At 63.2% G+C, this 13787-nt stretch carries 13 protein-coding genes; 6 read left to right on the top strand and 7 right to left on the bottom strand.

Annotation, left to right across the window (positions count from 1 at the left end; genetic code table 11):
- Positions 1-17: 17 nt before the first annotated feature.
- The 6 genes from NKH49_RS01555 to NKH49_RS01530 all read right to left on the bottom strand — a co-directional run bounded on the left by NKH49_RS01555 (position 18) and on the right by NKH49_RS01530 (position 6066).
- A complete protein-coding gene (locus tag NKH49_RS01555; protein WP_352540135.1) occupies positions 18-1103 on the bottom strand; it encodes an ABC transporter ATP-binding protein in 1086 nt (361 codons plus the stop codon).
- On the bottom strand, positions 1093-1701 hold the full coding sequence (locus tag NKH49_RS01550; protein ID WP_352540136.1) for a cupin domain-containing protein: 609 nt from the start codon (positions 1699-1701) through the stop codon (positions 1093-1095). The genes NKH49_RS01555 and NKH49_RS01550 overlap by 11 nt, the downstream gene beginning before the upstream one ends.
- Before the next feature lie 179 nt (positions 1702-1880).
- Positions 1881-2951, bottom strand: a complete 1071-nt coding sequence (locus NKH49_RS01545; RefSeq protein ID WP_352540137.1) for an ABC transporter substrate-binding protein — start codon at positions 2949-2951, stop codon at positions 1881-1883.
- Complete coding sequence (locus tag NKH49_RS01540; protein WP_352612327.1) at positions 2936-3814, bottom strand: ABC transporter permease; 879 nt, start codon at positions 3812-3814, stop codon at positions 2936-2938. The genes NKH49_RS01545 and NKH49_RS01540 overlap by 16 nt, the downstream gene beginning before the upstream one ends.
- Positions 3811-4698 (bottom strand): ABC transporter permease, encoded by an 888-nt coding sequence (locus NKH49_RS01535; RefSeq protein WP_352612710.1) that lies wholly within the window; start codon positions 4696-4698, stop codon positions 3811-3813. The genes NKH49_RS01540 and NKH49_RS01535 overlap by 4 nt, the downstream gene beginning before the upstream one ends.
- A gap of 84 nt (positions 4699-4782) precedes the next feature.
- On the bottom strand, positions 4783-6066 hold the full coding sequence (locus NKH49_RS01530; RefSeq protein WP_352502013.1) for an NAD(P)/FAD-dependent oxidoreductase: 1284 nt from the start codon (positions 6064-6066) through the stop codon (positions 4783-4785).
- Between the two features lie 225 nt (positions 6067-6291).
- Between NKH49_RS01530 and NKH49_RS01525 the strand changes: the two genes are divergently transcribed.
- The 6 genes from NKH49_RS01525 (at position 6292) to NKH49_RS01500 (ending at position 12479) form a co-directional block, all read left to right on the top strand.
- The gene (locus NKH49_RS01525; RefSeq protein ID WP_352452558.1) at positions 6292-7449 is read left to right on the top strand and encodes a fumarylacetoacetate hydrolase family protein; all 1158 of its coding nucleotides are present in this window, start codon (positions 6292-6294) and stop codon (positions 7447-7449) included.
- A 78-nt stretch (positions 7450-7527) separates the two neighbouring features.
- Positions 7528-8322, top strand: a complete 795-nt coding sequence (locus NKH49_RS01520; protein WP_352502014.1) for an SDR family oxidoreductase — start codon at positions 7528-7530, stop codon at positions 8320-8322.
- 250 nt (positions 8323-8572) lie between these two features.
- Entirely contained in the window at positions 8573-9505 is a 933-nt protein-coding gene (locus NKH49_RS01515; protein WP_352455167.1) for a substrate-binding domain-containing protein, read from the top strand.
- A 107-nt stretch (positions 9506-9612) separates the two neighbouring features.
- The gene (locus NKH49_RS01510; RefSeq protein WP_023674041.1) at positions 9613-10599 is read left to right on the top strand and encodes an ABC transporter permease; all 987 of its coding nucleotides are present in this window, start codon (positions 9613-9615) and stop codon (positions 10597-10599) included.
- 3 nt (positions 10600-10602) lie between these two features.
- Positions 10603-11397 (top strand): ATP-binding cassette domain-containing protein, encoded by a 795-nt coding sequence (locus NKH49_RS01505; protein WP_352502015.1) that lies wholly within the window; start codon positions 10603-10605, stop codon positions 11395-11397.
- A 59-nt stretch (positions 11398-11456) separates the two neighbouring features.
- A complete protein-coding gene (locus tag NKH49_RS01500) occupies positions 11457-12479 on the top strand; it encodes a LacI family DNA-binding transcriptional regulator (protein WP_352473391.1) in 1023 nt (340 codons plus the stop codon).
- Positions 12480-13026: 547 nt separating this feature from the next.
- Here NKH49_RS01500 and NKH49_RS01495 read toward each other — a convergent pair.
- The gene (locus tag NKH49_RS01495) at positions 13027-13608 is read right to left on the bottom strand and encodes a TetR/AcrR family transcriptional regulator (RefSeq protein WP_031211029.1); all 582 of its coding nucleotides are present in this window, start codon (positions 13606-13608) and stop codon (positions 13027-13029) included.
- Positions 13609-13787 lie beyond the last annotated feature (179 nt).

Raw genomic sequence — 13787 nt, 5'->3', positions numbered from 1 at the left:
TCTGGAAATGAGTGAGACTAGCTAGGCAGCATAGGGCAGTTGGCGCCACGGCGCAGGCTGATATGCGCCACGTCGCCGACGCTGAATTGAAAACCCTCTGTCCGGCGCGGCGCGTCGATCACCACCTGTGTCCCCTGCCCCAACTCTGCATGAAGGCGCAAGGTGCGGCCGTGAAAGACGATGCTGTTCACCCGCACCGGTACAGTGCCGGCCGTGGCCTCGGTCGTCGCCAAAAGATCCTCCGGACGCACGCCGATGGTGCGCACCGTGCCCTCGCCAGGCAGTTCGCCCGTCTCCGAAACCGCTTCCAGCGGCAGGGCGCCGGCGGCGAACCGCAAGCGCTCGCCATCGCGGCCGACAAAGCGCGACTGCAGAAGGTTCATCGTGCCGATGAAGCTGGCGACGAATTTGGTGGCGGGCCGGTCGTAAAGGGTCGCCGGCGGCGCAATCTGCTCTATGCGGCCCTTGTTCATGACGACGATGCGGTCTGAGATCGACAGCGCCTCGGTCTGGTCGTGCGTGACCATGACGAAAGTGGTGCCAAGCCGCGACTGCAGCCGCTTCAGTTCGACCTGCATCTGCTCGCGCAGATGCGCATCGAGCGCCGACAGCGGCTCGTCGAGCAGCAGCACACGCGGCTCGCAGACGATGGCGCGGGCAAGTGCGACGCGCTGGCGCTGGCCACCCGACAATTCGGACACGCGGGCGCCGGGCTTCTCGGCAAGGCCGACCATGTCGAGCGCTGCGCCGACGCGCTTTGCCTGTTCGGCACCGGAGAGCTTGCGCAGCGACAGGCCGAAGCCGACATTTTCGGCAACGTTCATGTGTGGGAACAGCGCGTAGTCCTGGAACACGGTATTGACAGGACGGGCGAAGGGCCTGAGCGCCGTGATGTCGCGGCCTTCGAGCAGGACCTTGCCGTTCGACGGGCTCTCGAAGCCGGCGATGACACGCAGGCTGGTGGTCTTGCCGCAGCCGGACGGTCCGAGCAAGGTCAGGAACTCGCCGCGGGCAATGTCAAGATCGACGGCGTCGAGCCCGACGATGCCGCCGGGGAAAATCTTGGAGACCTTGTCCAGCCGGACGAGAGGATCAGGCGCCATCGCGAACCTCGGACGGCTTGGTGGTGTTGACCCACAGGATCTGGCAGCGCTCGCTGCCCGGATTGCGGAAGGCATGTAGCAACGTGCTCCTGAAGGCGAAGCTGTCGCCGGCCTTCAGCCCGTATCTGGTCGAATCGACCACCAGCTCGACCTCGCCCGACAGGACGAAGCCGAATTCATGGCCGGCATGGGCGTAAGCTTCGGCGGTGCCGCCACCGGCGTCAACGGTCACCAGCATGCCGGTCAGCGTGGCGGCCGGCGGCGACAGCAGCGCCTTGGCGATGCCTTCCGATTTGACCGGGATCTGACGCCGGCTGTTGGCGCGCACACAATAGAGATCGTTGCCGACATCCTTGCCGTCAGCGATCAGCGCTGACGGCTCTATATCGAGGGCGGCGGCAAGCGGCCAGATCACGCGGACCCGCAATGACGACATGCCGCGCTCGATCTGGCTTAGCGCACCTATCGAGACACCTGCCTTGGCGGCAAGTTCGGCCAGCGAGAGATTGCGCTCCAGCCTGAGCGCTCGCACGCGCCGGCCGACCCTGACGTCGGCGTCGTCCTTCGGCTTCTCAGCCGCTTCGTCCAGCATGTCCATTCGTTGGTCCTTGTTTGGTTAGGTTTTCCCTTCTCCCCTTGTGGGAGAAGGTGGATCGGCGCGAAGCGCCGAGACGGATGAGGGTGTTGGCCGGAGTGCTGTCGGTGCCATCTGGAACACCCCTCATCCGTCGCCTTCGGCGACACCTCCTCCCGCAAGGGGAGAAGGAAGAACCAGGCTCAGCCGCCTGCCTTGACCTTCTCGAACATCTTGGCGAGTTCGTCATTCTGCTTCATCGGCCCGGTGAAGATCGTGGTCTTCAGCATCACCTCGGGATCGGAAGGCAGCTGCAGTTTCTCCAACTCCTCCTTTGGCACGGCGGCGAAAGCCGAGCTGGTCGAGCTGCCATAGCCGTAAGCCTGGATCAGATACTTTCCGGAATCCGTTTCCAGCCGGCTGTTGATGAAGTCATAAGCAAGATCGACGTTCTTGGCGTCCTTGAGCATGACGAAGCCGCAAGCCCAGGTCAGCATGCCTTCCTTCGGCTTCATGAACTCTACAGGCACGCCCTGCTTCTTCAGCGAGGTGGCCGAAGCGTTCCAGGTCATGGCCGCGACCAGCTGGCCGCTCGCCAGTGCCTGTTCGACCGAGGTCATGTCGGTGGTGTAGTTCGAGAGCAGCGGGCGCTGCTCGCGCAGTTTTTCCGCCACCTTGTCCATCTGTTCCGGTGTCATGTCGAATGGATTGACGCCGGCCAGAAGGGCCGCCACCACCGGTGTGTCGTGGACGGCATCGATGGTCGCCATGCGCCCGGCATATTGTTTGTCCCACAGCAGGTTCCAACTGGCTTCCGGGTTCTTCACCAGATCGGTGCGGTAGAGGATCGAGGTATTGCCCCAGTCCCACGGCACCATCCAGACCTTGCCGTCGCCGGCCTGCAGGTCGGGCAGGTTCTTGAAGACCGGGAAGATCGAATCCCAGTTTTTGATGCGCTTGGTGTCGATCGGCTGCAGCAGGCCTTCCTTGTTCCAGCGCGCCACCTTGTCATAGCAAGGGTGCGCGACATCGGGGCGGAAGCCGGCCTTGACCTTGGTGAAGGCGTCATCGTCGTCGCCGAACATCGAGGCTTCGACACCATCGGGGTGCGCGGCGAGGAAGCTCTTGTTGAAGTCGGGCAGTTCATAGCCCGACCAGGTGAAATATTGCAGCTTGTCGCCGGCAAAGGCGGCAGTCGATGCAAGCGCCAGCGCGAAGGCAGCCAGTCCGGTTTTCGCTGTCTTTGCCGTTATCGATTTCAAGTCGAATGCCATTGCAGTTCTCCTCTTTCGGTCTCTTCTGGTTTTGACAGGCTGGCGGGCGCTGGCCGCCGGGTGGCGGCAAGCCCGCGATGGCGCAGGATTTCGGCGAGTGCGGCGATGACGAACGACACGGCCAGGATCGCCGTGCCGAGCGCCATGACGGTCGGCAGCGATTTCGGGAAGCGCAGCTGGCTCCAGATATAAAGCGGCAGCGTCGGCTCGGTGCCGGCAAGGAAGAAGGCGACGATAAACTCGTCGAACGAGGTCAGGAAGGCCAGCATGAACGCCGAAATGATGGCGGGCAGGCTGAGCGGCAGCATCACCCGTCTGAAGGTCGTCCAGTCCGAGGCGCCCAGGTCGAGCGCTGCCTCGCGGATGGTCTTCGGGATGGCGGCGAAGCGGCTGCGCATGACCACCACCGTCGTCGGCAGCGCCACCAATACATGGCCGAGCACAATGGCAATGCGCGACGGCCCGAAACCGGCGAGATTGACCAGGATCAACAGCGAGATGCCGACGATGACGCCGGGGATCAGGATCGGCAGCCGCGCAATGGCACTGATCGTGGCGGCCAGCGGCGAGCGACCGTAGAGGTCCATATAGGACACGGTGATGCCGCAGAGTGTTGCGCCGCTGGCGGCAATGGCGCCGATGACGAGGCTGGTGGCAAGCGCACCGGACAGCGCCGAATTGCCGTAAAGTGTGCCGTACCACTCCAGCGTGAAGCCTTGCAGCGGAAATGCCGCCTGGATCGAATTGTTGAAGGAAAACAGCGGGATCAGCAGTATCGGCAGATACAGGAACACCAGATAGGCAAGGACGTAGGCTCCGAGCCAGCCGCCGCCCTGTTTTGCATCGACACGCGCCGTGTTCATGTGCGGCTGCCGTACCGGCGGTCGGCGAAGCGCACCACCAGCACCACGGCGAGAATGACCAGCATGACGGCGACGGCGAGTGCGGCGCCGAACGGCCAGTCATTGGCCTTGCCGAACTCGGCCTGGATCAGTGTGCCGATCATTGTACTGGCAGGGCCGCCGACCAGCGCCGGCGTCACATAATCGCCGACGGTCGGCACGAAGACGACGAGAGCGGCCGCCAGCACGCCCGGCATCGAATTGGGCAGCACGATGCGGCGGAAGCTGGTGAATGGTTTTGCGCCGAGATCGGAAGCGGCCTCGAGCAACGATTTCGGGATGGTGTCCAGCGCCACATAGATGGGCAGGATGGCGAACGGCGCATAAGCGTGGGCGAGCGTGACGACGACCGCTGCCGGCGTATTAAGGAAGGCCAATGTCGGCTCCGACCAGATGCCGCTTTCGATCAGCGCCGAGTTCAGCACGCCATTATAGGCAAGCACGATCTTCCAGGCGAAGACGCGCAGCAGATAGCTGGTCCAGAACGGCAGGGTCAGCAGGAACAACAGCAGCCCGCGCCGCCGCCCGCTGTGAAAGGCCAGATAGTAGGCAACGGGATAGGCGGTGACGACGGTTGCCAGCGCCACCAGGCCGGCGATGCCCAGCGAGCGCAGCGTCACCGTCCAGTACAGCGGATCGGTGGCCACGGTGACGAAATTCGCAAGGGTGAAACCAGCCCCCAGCAGCGAGCCGTCATTGCCGCGGAAGGCGAGGAAAAGCACGAGGCCAAGGGCGAAAAGGATCAGCAAGAAGGTGACCAACCCGCCGGGCAGCAGCATGGCGAAGCGAAAACCCGGCGAAGACCGGGTTTCCGGCAGCGGCTGCGTTGCGGCGAGGGTCGACATCGACTGCCCATCATAACTTGAAATCGACCAAGCTTTTTTCATATTCATGAAGCTGTCAAGCTGTTTCACGCTTGGGCATGAACGTCAGCGTTCGAAGGCGTCCAGCATCCGGTACCAGGCGATGGTCGCGGCAACGCCGACCTGCCGAAACGCATGAAACGGAATCGGCCGGATCGGCGAGACCGGGAACGGCAATTGCCTGGTGTCGCCGCTCGACAGGTAGGAGGCGATGCGCTCGCCAAGCGCGGTCATCAGGCCGATGCCGCGGCCCTGGCAACCGACGACCGCCAGCAGACCCTTCTCTGGCTCGTGGATATGCGGGAGATGGTCCGGCGTCATTGCCACCCGGCCGAACCACCGCTTTTCAATGGCCACATCGGACAGCGCCGGGTAGAGCCGCAGCAGCGCGCGTTCCAGATGCGCCCAGTCGGCCGGGCCGTTCGGCAAGGCCATGCGGCCGCGTCCGCCGAGCACCAGCCGACCATCGGAACTCTTGCGGTAATAGACGAGGATGCGGCGCGAATCCGACACTGCCTGCCCTTCCGGCAGGATCGCCGCCGCGAGATTGGACGATAGCGGCGCTGTCGCGATCTGGAAGGAATGCAGCGGGACGATCGTCTCGGCGAGGCCGGGAAGCAGGCCGCCGGTATAGGCGTTGGTCGCCAGGACAATCGCCTTGGCCTTGAGTTCGGCGCCGCTTTCCGTAGAAACATGCCAAATGCCGGCATTCTTGCTGATCTGCATCACGTTCTGGCGCTCGGCGATCTTTACGCCCGCCGCTGCAGCGACGCGCGCCAGTTCCGACGTGTAGGCGAGCGGATCGATGGCACCGGCGCGGCGATCGAGCCAGCCGCCGAGATAGCCTTGCGCGCCGGTCATCGTCGCGATCTCCGTCCCGCTCAGCAGCCGGACATCGGCGCCGCGCGCCCGCCACTGCCGATCCCGGTTCGCCGACGCTTTCAGCGCGGTCTCGGTATGCGCGGCCTGGATCCAGCCATTGCGGACGAACGGCACCGCCAGTCTTTCGTCGCGGATCAATTCGAAGACGGTGTCAGCGGTCGAGGCGGCAAAGTTGACGAGCGCTTCGCCGCGTTCGAGACCAAAATGCTCCAGCAGCCAGTCCGGATCGTATTTCAGGCCGGGAATGACCTGACCGCCGTTCAGGCCGGATGCGCCATTGCCAATTTCGCCGGCCTCCAGCACCTGGACGGCAAGGCCGAACCGGGCAGCGTGCAAGGCTGTCGACAGCCCCATGATACCGCCGCCGACGATAACGACATCGACGCATCGGCCGGCTGGAAAAAGCGACTGGAACGCGGTGGCCGTCCGCGGCTTCTGCCAGATTGGATCGGAAAACCGTACGGGCAAGCGTCACCTGGAGATTTCAGTAGGTGAAAACCCTAGCGACGGTTTCATTATTTTGAAAGAGCGTTTTCCGTCGCCGTTGGCGCACGTCAGGCTCGATCAAGGTCCAGCGATGCGAAGACCGCTTGAAAGAATTGACAAAGCTCGTCCTGCAGGCGGGATAGACCTTTGGCGGGAATTTGTTGAAAGTGCCGCAGCCGAAGGACAAGCCAACAGGAAATGTAAGCCATGACGAACGCCACACATTTGCCCGCCGAAGGCCTGTTCGTGGGCCGCGCCCGGGCGAGCGATGCTTCCCATCCGCTGGTGGTCACGGTGCGTGACGGCACGGTCTTCGACATCACGTCAAATGTGGCACCGACCGTGCGCGACGTTTGCGAATTGCCGGATCCGGCGGGGCACGTCCGCTCGGCCAAGGGGCGGCCGATCGGCCCGCTCGATGCCATTGCCGCCAACAGTTTCGAGACAGCGCGCGATCCGGGGAAACCGTACCTGCTGTCTCCTGTCGACCTGCAGGCGATCAAAGCGTCTGGCGTCACCTTTGTCGTCAGTCTGCTCGAACGGGTGATCGAGGAGCAGGCGCGCGGTTCGGCGGAAAAGGCCGACGCCATTCGCGCCGACATCGCCGGGCTGATCGGCCACGATCTGTCGAAGCTCAAACCCGGCTCGCCGGAAGCGATGGAGATCAAGGCCAAGCTGATAGCGCGCGGCGCCTGGTCGCAATATCTGGAAGTCGGCATCGGCCCCGACGCCGAGATCTTCACCAAGTGCCAGCCGATGGCCTCGGTCGGCTTCGGCGCCGATGTCGGCCTGCATCCGGTTTCGACATGGAACAATCCGGAGCCGGAGATCGCCATGATTGCCGCCAGCAGCGGCAGGATTGTCGGGGCGACGATCGGCAACGACGTCAATCTGCGCGACGTCGAGGGGCGCTCGGCGCTGCTGCTCGGCAAAGCCAAGGACAACAACGCTTCGGCAGCACTTGGCCCCTTTATCCGGCTGTTCGATGAGACATTTTCAATTGGCGACGTGAAGCAGGCGATCGTACGCCTGAAGGTCGAGGGCGAGGATGGGTTCTCGCTGGAGGGCGCCAGTTCGATGGCCGAGATCAGCCGCTCGCCGGAAGAGTTGGTCGCCGCCGCCATGGGGCCGCATCATCAATACCCCGACGGGCTGGCACTTTATCTCGGCACCATGTTCGTGCCGTCGAAGGATCGGGGCGAAACAGGCAAGGGCTTTACCCACAAAGTCGGCGACATCGTCACCATCTCGTCGGAGAAATTCGGCGCCTTGGTCAACCGCGTGCGGCTGTCGCCCGACTGCCCACACTGGACCTACGGCGCCAGCCACCTGATGCGCGACCTCGCCAGGGCCGACCTCATCTAGTCCCGCAGCCTAACATCCGATAGATTCTAGAATTCTCTGATTGGAAATTACCTGCTCGTCGGCATTCGGGAGAGTCCATTGATCGTCGCTCTTGAGGGCAAGACCCTTGTCGTTACCGGCGGAACGCAAGGGCTTGGCGAGACCATCGCCCGGCTGGCCTCAGCCGACGGCGGCGAAGGGATCGCCATTGTCGGCCGCAATGCCGAGCGTGGCAGACGCATCGCCGAAGAGCTTTCACGACCAAGCCGGCCCGTCGTCTTCATCCAGGCCGATCTTGGAGATCCGGCCGCGCCTGCAGCTGTCATGGCGGAAGCGATCAAAAGACTCGGCCGCATCGATTGTCTGGTGAACGCCGCGGCCCTCACCGACCGGGCCTCGCTGGAAACTGGCACAATCAACGACTGGGACAGGTTATTTTCCGTTAATGCGCGCGCGCCGTTCTTCCTCATGCAGGCGGCCGTAGCCGACATGAAGACACGGCGGGCGGCGGGGGCCATCGTCAACATACTGTCGGTGAATGCGCATTGCGGTGCGCCGGACCTTGCCATCTATTCCGCAACCAAGGGCGCGCTTTCGACGCTGACCAGAAACATTGCCAACGCGCATCTTTCCGATCGCATCCGCGTCAACGGCATCAACATGGGCTGGGTAGCGACGCCGGCCGAACAAGAGATGCAGGCGCGCACGCTGGGCAAGGGCGAAAACTGGGCAAAGATTGCCGCCGCCGGCCTGCCGCTTGGTCGATTGCTGACCATGGACGAAGTCGCCCAGCTAACGCTGTTCCTGCTCAGCGACGCCTCCGGGCTGATGACCGGGACGCTTATCGACCTAGAGCAATACGTGCTCGGCGCGCCGCCGCGCAGCATTGCATGACGGTCGCAAGGCCGATCGTCGGCCGCCTGGAAAATATCAGCCAAACTGATGCAATCTGATGGGATTGCTGATGGCGTGGTGCCTTGCGCCAACGTCCATTGGCAATCGAGGCTTGCCATCGATCGAAAAAGGGAATGCTCTAATGCGCCCAGGTCGACGCTGGCAAATGCGATCACGGCTTTGGCCGCGCACGGTTTTTGGCCGCGATCGTCGTCGGAGGAGGAGTTCGGTTCAAATGGGAGGAAATCAAATGCTGACGAGGCTAAGACTGCTTGTACTTGGCTTGATGGTGGCGCTGGCCATTCCGGCCGCGGCACAGGCCAAGACGTTCTACTGGATTTCGCATGGCGGCCCGGCCGATCCGGTCTGGACATACTTCCTTGCCGGCGCCAAGCAATGGGCGGCGGACACCGGCAACACCGTCAACACGTCGTTCCACAATGGCGACGTGGCGTCGCAGCAGGAGGCTGTTCGCGCCGCGATTTCCGCCAAGGCCGACGGCATCACCACGACCAGCCCTGATCCGGGCAGCCTTGTCGAGATCGCCAAGGAAGCGCGGGCGGCGAACATCCCGATCATCAACTTCAACACGCCCGACCCTAAGGCGGACTTCAACGCCTATGTCGGCGGCGACAACGTCACCTTCGGCAAACATTGGGCGCAGTATCTGGTCGACAAGGGCCTTGTGAAGAAGGGCGACTTCGTCTGGATGCCGGTCGAAATTCCCGGTGCCACCTATGGCGTCCAGGAAGAGGAAGGCATCAAGAGCGTGTTCGAGCCGCTCGGCATCACCTACGAAATCACCGAAGCGACGCTCGACCAGGCCGAAGTGATCAACCGCATGGTCGATTACCTCACCGCCAACAGGGCCAAGGTCAAGGCGGTTATCGGCCTCGGCGACCTTGTCACCGGTTCGATCAAGCGGGTGTTCGACCAGGTCGGCGTCAAGCCGGGCGAAATCCCGGTCGTCGGCTGGGGCAACTCGCTCGACACCACCCAGGAAGTGCTGAACGGCTACGTCAATGCCGCGCAGTGGCAGGATCCGCAGGCGACCAGCTACGTCGCGCTCTCGCTCGCCAACATGGCGGCGAGCGGTATTCCGCCCGGCTTCGACGTGATCACCGGCGCGCTCTACGAGAAGGACACCGCGGCAGTCTACGACAAGATCCTGTCCGGCAAATAAATCCGCGATCGAGTTGGTCACGGCCGCTTCGGCGGCCGTGACTGTCTCATCATTCCGCCGAAGCCGGTTGCGGTCGCGGCCAAATCCAATCCTATCGCGGGTCCAAGGTGGAAAATCGTTCTCTTATCCAACGCTCGATCGCGCGGCCCGAGTTCGGGCCGTTTGTGCTGCTCGTCGTCGAGATCGCCGTGTTCTGGGGCATCAACCACGACTTCCTGTCGCCGCAAAACATCTCGAACACGCTGGCCTTTACGGTCGAGCTCGGGCTGATCGCGCTGGCGATGACGCTGTTGATGACATCAGGCGAATTCGATCTCTCGGTCGGCTCGGTGTTCGGCTTCTCGCCGGTCCTGATGTGGACGTTGTTCAACAGCGGCGTCGCCTCGCTGGAAGCCGCCTTCGTCATTGCGCTGGTGGTCGCTGCGTTCATTGGACTGGTCAATGGCTGGTTCGTGACGCAGCTCAAGATCCCGTCCTTCCTGGTGACGCTGGGCATGCTGCTGGTGGTGCGCGGCACCGCTTTGTTCGTCACCAACGGGTTTCCGCAGCGGACCTGGAGCGCCGAGGGCAGCTGGCTGGCGGAAGCGCTGGTCGGCGATTTCTTCATCGGGCCGTTCCGTATCTACATGTCGCTGTTCTGGTTCATCGCCGCCGCAATCGCGCTCGGTTACGTGCTGACGCAGAGCCGGACAGGCAACTGGATCCAGGCAGCCGGCGGCAACCCGAGTGCTGCAAGGGCGCGCGGCGTCAATGTCAGCGGTGTCAAGATCGGCCTGTTCATCCTGTCGTCGATCCTGGCCTCGCTTGCCGGGGTCATCTCCTCGCTGCGCACCTCGGCGGCCAACCCCAACAGCGGCACCGGCTACGAGCTCGAAGTCATCGCCATGGTGGTGATCGGCGGCACGGCGCTGACAGGCGGGCGCGGCACAATCATCGGCACGGTGCTCGGTATCCTGATCCTGCGCGTGATGCGCAACGGCATCGTGCTGATCGGTGTGCCTGGCCTTGCCTATAATATTTTCATCGGCGCCATCATCCTCGGCATGATGGCGCTCCATTCATGGCTGGAACGCCGGCATCAGGCAGGGACTTGAACCATGGCCGAACCGCTTGTCCGCATGGAAAATATCCGCAAGTCCTATGGCCGCGTGCAGGCGCTGGTTGATGCCACTTTCCATGTCAACGAAAGGGAGATCGTCGGCCTGCTCGGCGACAACGGCGCCGGCAAGTCGACGCTGATCAAAGTGCTGTCGGGCGCGGTCCCGCTGACCAGCGGCGATATCTTCATCCGCGGCAAGAAGGTGAATTTGCGCACTACCAGCGACGCCATCGCGCATGGCATCGAGACGATCTACCAGGACTCGGCGCTGGTGACGCAGCTGTCGATCGCCCGCAACCTGTTTCTCGGGCGCGAGCCGATCAAGCCGCCGCGCTTCCTCAATCGGATGGACCAGGAGGCAATGAACGTGGTTGCCCGCGACCTGCTCAAGCAGGTCGGCATCTCGAAGAACATCCCGCCGACGACGCCGATCGGCTCGCTCTCCGGTGGCGAGCGGCAGGCGGTGGCGATTGCGCGCGCCATGCATTTCGACAGCGACCTCATCATCCTCGACGAGCCGACCAACAATCTCGGCGTCGCCGAAACGCAAGGCGTGCTGAGCTTCGTGCGCAGCGCCCGCGATTCCGGCCATTCCTGCATCTTCATCGCCCACAACATCCATCATGTCTTCCAGGTGGTCGACCGCATCGTCGTCATGCGCCGCGGTAAGGTGGTCGCCGACGATATTGACCCGAAGAAGACCAGCGTCGCCGAAGTCGAACGCGTCATCACCGGCATGTCGGACAAGGAGATCCATGACGCGCTGGTCGAGGGCACGCAACGGCCCGGCTGAGCAGCCGGGGGTCGGGCTGATCGTCGAGGCACTGGATCGCATCGCCACATGGTTGCGACATGAAAGCCACCGTTTCGGATATTGCCAGGAGCTGCGGCCTGTCGACGGCGACGGTCGACCGCGTGCTCAACAACCGGCCGGGGGCCAGTGCCGCCAACCGGCAGCGCGTCATGGAGGCGGCCAAGCAGCTCGGCTATCTGCCGGTTGTCGACCAGGTCGCGTTGCCCTCGCGGCCGGCGCATCTCGAATTCTTCCTGCCGATCGGCAGCAATGCCTTCATGGCCGATCTGGCCAGGCACATCGAGGATTATGCGGCGCGCCTGCCGCTGGTCGCCTCCTGCCGCATCCACAAGCTCGCCGGCATCTCGCCGAGCGCCTTGCAGGCGGCCGTCGAAAACCTCTCGCTCAAGGCGAACGGCGTCGGCGTCATCGCCATCGATCATCCGAGAACGCGCAACATCTTGCGCGAGATCGTCGAGGCCGGCATCCGCCTGGTCACGCTGGTGTCCGATGTTCCGGGTGCGCCCCGCTCGGCCTATGTCGGCATCGACAACCGGGTGGCTGGCCGCACCGCGGCGCTGCTGATGGGACGGTTCCTCGGCGGCCGCCAGGGCCATCTGGCGATGGTCGTCGGCTCACGCTCCTACCGCGGCCATGAGGAACGCGAGATGGGCTTTCGCTCCGTGCTCGGCGAGGAGTTCCCCAATCTGACGGTCACAAGCGCCGTTGAGATCAACGATGAGCCGGAGGCCAGTTATACCGCGACCATGAAGGCGCTGCACAGCGAGCCGGAGCTGCTCGGCATCTACTGTATCGGCGCCGGGCGCTCGGGCGTGGCAAAAGCATTGCTCGAAGTCAGGCCGCAGACGAAGCCGGTGTTCATCTGCCATGATCTGACGCGCGAGACGCGCGGCTATCTCGTCGACGATCTGCTCGACGTCGTCATCGACCAGAATGCGCGGCTGATTGCCGAACAGTCGGTCATTCGCCTGCTCGGCTCGATCGCCTCGTCGGCGCCCTATCTGACGCGAAAATTTATCGAGCCGCGCCTGATCTTCAAGGAAAATGTCCCGGTGCAGTGATGTCGCGCGAGGCGATGGTCGCTCGGGCCTCGATGGTTAAAATTCGGTTGATACCGCAAATCTGCACATCACCTATGCAACTTTTGTGGTTGCCGAATCATTGGGCAATCGATAATTTCGCAGGTGTCGGCCATCTACTCCTCCCAGATGCGATGCCGACGCTGAGTGCGGTACACCTCCTCCCGTGCCGTATTCGAAATCGAGCCCGCTGCCACCTCCTCCCGGCAGCGGGCTTTTTTTGTTCCAGCTCCGGGATAGCGGCCAATGCTTGCGGTCGGGACAGCACCGGACACGTTTGCTGATCCGCGGATCGATGAGCTTCGCTGCGACCGCCGCGGCTTATCGGGCGGAATCCTGTCACACTTGTCACTCTCACCGGTTCGCCGGCGGCCCTATCCTGCCTTACGACCAGCAATCAACGCCGCGCCGGCCATGGTGCGGAGGATCGGCACAGGAGACGCGAGATGGCACATCGCGATGGGACAGACATCACCCGGCGGCGCGGCCCGCAATCGAAACGCCACGGGTCGTTTCGCCGCTTACGAGATTATCTTGCCCTGAAAGACGTGATCAGGCCTTCCGCCATGCGGACGAACTGCGCGCTCGGGCCCTCGGCGCCGACGCTTTGCAGGCTGACGCGGGCGCCCTCGAGCAACAGCGACAGCGTGTCCGCAAGAAGCTCGGCCTGTCCGATGCCGGCATCGCGACACAGCGAGACCAGCCGCTCGCGCTGCGCTTCCTTGAGTTCCTTGATCACTTGCCTTGCCGGATGATCGGCCTCGCTCAGCTCGATGGCGGCGTTGGCCATGTCGCAACCGCGACGGTCCGACATCAGGCAATCGGCCGCCATCCGGACCCAGGCATGCAACTGCGCCAGTTTGTCGCCCGGATTCTCGGCCTCGAACTTTTCCCACATCGCGTTGGCGCTGCAGGCGGTCGCCCGCAGACATTCGATGATCAGGTCGTCCTTGGACTCGAAATGCCGGTAGAGCGTCATCTTGTTGGTGCCGGCGGCCTCGGTGATGGCGTCGATGCCGACGCCGCGAATGCCATGCTTGTGAAACATGTCCCGTGCCGTCTCCAGGATCCTGTCCCGGGGGCGAACACGCTCCACAACACCGTCTGTCATCAAAACCTCCGTGATTGCGTTTCCCGAAATTCCCTCGGTGCACCTCTTGACTAGGGTGTTACCGGTCTGTAACGTTAGAGATGTTACTTACCTGTAACACCCGCATTGCATCATGTCAAACTCGCAAGTGCCGGCCACCAGCCGCGCCCCGATCGGCAAGGGGACGAACCGCACCTTAC

Origin of the sequence: Mesorhizobium sp. M1088 (assembly GCF_040318575.1) — a bacterium.
Taxonomy (GTDB): domain Bacteria; phylum Pseudomonadota; class Alphaproteobacteria; order Rhizobiales; family Rhizobiaceae; genus Mesorhizobium.
Note: the sequence above shows the minus strand (reverse complement) of the source record. Positions and strands in the feature narration are given on the sequence as shown.